This window comes from Rhodopseudomonas sp. BR0C11 (genome assembly GCF_010820945.1).
GTDB lineage: Bacteria > Pseudomonadota > Alphaproteobacteria > Rhizobiales > Xanthobacteraceae > Rhodopseudomonas > Rhodopseudomonas palustris_H.
In genome coordinates, this window is the sequence record NZ_QTKI01000370.1 from 1 (window position 1) to 4,898 (window position 4,898).

A 4,898-nucleotide genomic window follows, 5' to 3' on the forward strand; every position below is an offset into this window, starting at 1 on the left:
ACCATAATGACCCCGTTCTTCTTGACGATACCGTTAAACATGATGATGCCGACGAAAGCGATCACCGACAACTCGGGGCCGGTGACCAGCAGCGCCAGCAGCGCACCCAACCCCGCCGACGGCAGCGTCGAGATGATCGTCAGCGGATGCGCCAGGCTCTCGTAGAGCACCCCGAGCACGATGTACATCGCGATGAACGCCGCCAGGATCAGCAGCGGCTGCTTGTTGGAGGTGGCGCGGAAATCGCCGGCATTGCCGTCGAACGAGCCGCGAATCCCCTCCGGCATGTGCAGTTCGTCGACCGCGCGCTGAATGTTGGCGGTCGCCTCCTGCAGCGGCACGTCGGGCAGCGTGTTGAACGACACCGTGGTCGACGGCACGCCCTGGGTATGGGCGACCGCCAGCGCCGCCAGCCCCCGCTCGGCGTGCACCACCGCCGATAGCGGCACCTGATCGCCGCTGGTGCTGTCGACGTAGATCCGTTTCAGGTCGGTCGGGTCGGTCTGGAAGTTCGGATCGATCTCCAACACCACCTGATATTGGTTGCGCTGGGTGTAGATCGTCGCGATCTGGCGCTGTGAAAACGCGTTGTTGAGCGCGTTGTCGATGTCCTGAATCCGCACGCCGAGCCGCGACGCCATGGTGCGGTCGATCGACAGCGTGAGCTGCAGGCCGCCGTCGTCGCGATCGCTGGTGACGTCGGTGATGCCGTCGACCGTCTGCATCCGCTTGGCGACGATCGGCGCCCATTTCTGCAACAGGTCGAGATCGGGACTGCTCAGCGTGTACTGATAATTGGATTCGCTGGAGCGGCCGCCGCCGCGTAGATCCTGCGCGGCGAACATGAACAGCCGGATGCCGGCGACGCGGCTGAGCTGCCGGCGCAGGCGATCAATCACCATCTGGGTGGTGACACCTTCGCGCTCGGCGGTCGGCTTCAGATTGATGAACATCGTGCCGCGATTGGCGCCGCCGGCGCCCGGTCCACCGCCACCCAGCACCGAGCCGACACCGTTCACCGCCGGATCGGCCATCACGATGTCGGCGAGCTCCTCCTGCAGCGTCCGCATCGACTGGAACGAGATGTCGGCCGAAGCGCGGGTCGAACCGATGATGAAGCCGGAATCGTCGATCGGGAAATAGCCCTTGGGCACCTTGATATACAGCGTCACCGTGAGCGCGATGGTGGCAACGAACACCACAACGGTCAGCCACGGCACCGACAGCACGCCGCGCAGCGTCCAGGCATAGAAGCCCACAATGCGGTTCAGCGTGCCTTCGACCGCGCGATCGAACCAGGTCTGCTTCGGCGACGCTTCGGCGCGGATGTAATGGGCGCAGATCATCGGCGTCACCGTGAGCGACACCACGGTCGAGACCACGATCGCAAACGTCAGCGTCAGCGAGAACTCGCGCAGCAGCCGGCCGATCAGGCCATCCATGAAGATCAGCGGCGCGAACGCGGCAACCAGCGACAGGCTGATCGACAGCACCGTAAAGCCGATCTGCCGGGCGCCCTCCATCGCCGCCGGCAGCGGCGCCATGCCGCGCTCGAGGTTGCGGTACATGTTCTCGATCATCACGATCGCATCGTCGACCACGAAGCCGACCGCGATCGCCAGCGCCATCAGCGACAGATTGTTGATCGAAAACCCGCTGATCCACATTCCAGCGCAGGTCCCGGCCAGCGCCAGCGGCACCGACACGCCGGCGGCGATCGTCGGCGTCAGCCGGCGCAGGAACAGCAGCACCACCGCCATCACCAGCACCGCGGTCGCCAGCAGCGTCCACTGCATGTCGTCGACGCTGGCGCGGATCGTGCCGGTGCGGTCCGCCAGCACCGAGATATCGACACCCGCTGGAATCCATTGCTTCAGCTCGGGCAGCAGGGCTTTGACCCGGTCGACGGTCTCGATGACGTTGGCGTCGCCCTGCTTGGTGATCTGGATGATCACCGCCGGCTGCTTGTTGTACCAGGCGATGGTGCGGGCGTTGCGGGTGGCGTCGCTGACGGTGGCGACATCTGACAGCCGCACCGTGCCGTTCGCATCGCTCTTGATGACGATGCTGCGGAACTCCTCCGCGGTGCGCATCTGCGGATTGGTCGACAGCGTTTCGGTCAGCCGCGGTCCGTCGAACGAGCCGACCGGGCCGACCGGATTGGCGTTGATGATCGCGGTGCGGACGTCGTCGGTCGAGATGCCGGCGTTGGAGAGCGCGACCGGGTTGAGCGCGATCCGCACCGCCGGTTGGTCGGCACCGGAGACCGTGACGTCGCCGACGCCCGGCACCTGCGAGATGCGCTGCGCCAACACAGTGTCGGCGACGTCGTAGATTGCGCTCGCCGGCATCGTCTTGGAGGTCAGCGCCAGGATATAGACCGGCGCCGCCGCGGAGTTGAACTTGCGGAACTTGGGCAACGTCGGCAGGTCGGTCGGCAGGTCGCTGACCGCAGCGTTGATCGCCGCCTGCACGTCGCGCGCGGCGCTGTCGACGTTGCGGCCGATCGAGAACTGCAACTGAATGCGGGTATTGCCGAGCGAGCTGGTCGAGGTGATCTGATCGAGCCCGGCAATCTCGCCGAGCCGCCGCTCTAGCGGTGCCGCGACGGTCGAGGCCATCACCGACGGCGCCGCGCCCGGCCGCGACGCCTGAACCATGATCATCGGAAAATCGACGTTCGGCAGCGCCGCCACCGGCAGCACCGCATAGGCCACCATGCCGACCAGAAACAACCCGATCGCCAGCAGCGTCGTGCCGACCGGCCTTCGGATGAACGGGTCGGACATCGAGGCCATTACAGCCCCTCCCCGGCGCCGGCCAGCGGCGGCGATGGCGTCGCCGGCGGGACCGGCGGCAATGCCCGCTCCAGCTTCCGGTTGATGCGGTCGAGCGCCAGATAGATCACCGGCGTGGTGTACAGCGTCAGCAACTGGCTGAGCAGCAAACCGCCGATGATCGAGATGCCGAGCGGAAACCGCAGCTCAGACCCGGTACCGCTTTCGACCGCCAGCGGCAGCGCGCCGAACAAGGCCGCCAGCGTCGTCATCATGATCGGCCGGAAACGCAGCCGGCACGCCTGCACGATTGCCTCGTAGGACGACATCCCCTGTCCGCGCTCGGCTTCGAGCGCGAAGTCGATCATCATGATGGCGTTCTTCTTGACGATGCCCATCAGCAGGATGATGCCGATCAGGCCGATCACCGACAGATCCTGGCCGAACAGCATCAACGCCAGGATCGCACCGACGCCGGCCGACGGCAGCGTAGACAGAATGGTGATCGGGTGAATGTAGCTCTCGTACAGCACGCCGAGCACGATGTAGATCGCCACGATCGCGGCCAAGATCAGCCACGGCTGGCCGGCGAGCGCCTTGGAGAATTCGGCGGCGTCGCCATAGAACACGCCGACGATGCTGCCGGGCATCCCGATCTGTTTCTCGATGGTTTCGATCCGCTTCAACGCCTCGCCGAGTGACGCGTCGGGCGCGAGATTGAAGCTCATCGCGACCGATGGGAACTGCGCCTGGTGCGAGATCGCCAGTGGCGCGATGGTGCGCTTCAAATCGGCGACCGCCGAGATCGGCACCTGGGCGCCGGCATTGCCCGGTACATACAGCTTGGACAGGATCGACGGGTCCTGCTGATAGACCGGCATCGCTTCCAGCACGACTCGGTACTGGTTGGCCTGGCCGTAGATCGTCGAAATCTGCCGCTGCGCGAAAGCGTCGTTCAGCGTGTCGTTGATCGCCTGAACGCTGACGCCGAGCTGGCCGGCGCGTTCGCGGTTGACGTCGAGCGCAGCCCGCAGGCCGCCCTCCTGCCCTTCGGTCGAGACGTCGCGGAACAGCGGATCGCGGCGCAGTTCACCGAGCAGCCGATTGGCCCATTGCGACAGCAGCGCCGCATCGGTCGCGGTCAGCGTGTATTGATACTGCGAGCGGCTGGCCTGGGTCGAAATCTGCACGTCCTGCACGGCCTGGAAGTACACGGTCATGCCGGGAATGCCGGCGACTCGCTGCTTCAGCCGTTCGATCACCTCGCCGACGTCGGACTTGCGGTCGCCGCGCGGCTTCAGCGTCAGCACCAGCCGCCCGACATTCGGCGTCGGATTGACCGAGCCGGCACCAATCACCGACACCACGCCGACGACGTCCGGATCGGCTTCGATCGCCTGGGCGGTCTCGGTCTGCCGCGCCTTCATCTCGGCAAACGACACTGCAGGTCCCGCTTCCGTCACCGCGGTGATCGAGGCGGTGTCCTGCAGCGGCAGGAAGCCCTTCGGGGCGATCGCATACAGCACCAGCGTCGCCGCGATGGTCAGGAACGTCACCACCAGCGTGGCGCGCTGATGCTTCAACACCCACAGCAGGCTGCGGTGGTAGGCCTCCGCACCGCGATCGATCCAGGCGGTGATGGTGGCGAGCCCGGGCACCTGGCGCTCGTCGCGGGCATGCTTGAGCAGCCGCGAACACATCATCGGCGTCAACGTCAGCGACACGATCGCCGAGGTGACGACCGCGATCGTCAGCGTCAGCGCGAATTCGCGGAACATCCGGCCGACCAGACCGGACATGAACAGCAGCGGGATGAACACCGCAATCAGCGACATCGTCAGCGAGATCACGGTGAAGCCGATCTCGCTGGCGCCCTTCAGGGCCGCCTGCATCGGGCTCTCGCCGTCCTCCATGTGACGGACGATGTTCTCGATCATCACGATGGCGTCGTCGACAACGAAACCAGTGCCGATCGTCAGCGCCATCAGCGACAGATTGTCGAGGCTGAAGCCCATGAAATACATCACGCCGAAGCTGGTGATCAGCGACAGCGGCAGCGCCACACCGGCAATGATGGTAGCGCGCATCGAGCGCAGGAACAGCAGCCCCACCACCGTCACC

Annotated in this window: 2 protein-coding genes; both read right to left on the reverse strand. The window is 65.6% G+C overall.

Translation table 11 applies throughout. The features are described 5' to 3' along the window. Positions 1-2,798, reverse strand: a 2,798-nt coding sequence (locus DYI24_RS21280; protein WP_164573743.1) for an efflux RND transporter permease subunit, incomplete at its 3' end; no start/stop codon positions are given. Then, the coding region (locus DYI24_RS21285; protein ID WP_164573744.1) for an efflux RND transporter permease subunit at positions 2,798-4,898 on the reverse strand (2,101 nt) is incomplete at its 5' end. The genes DYI24_RS21280 and DYI24_RS21285, both read right to left, overlap by 1 nt.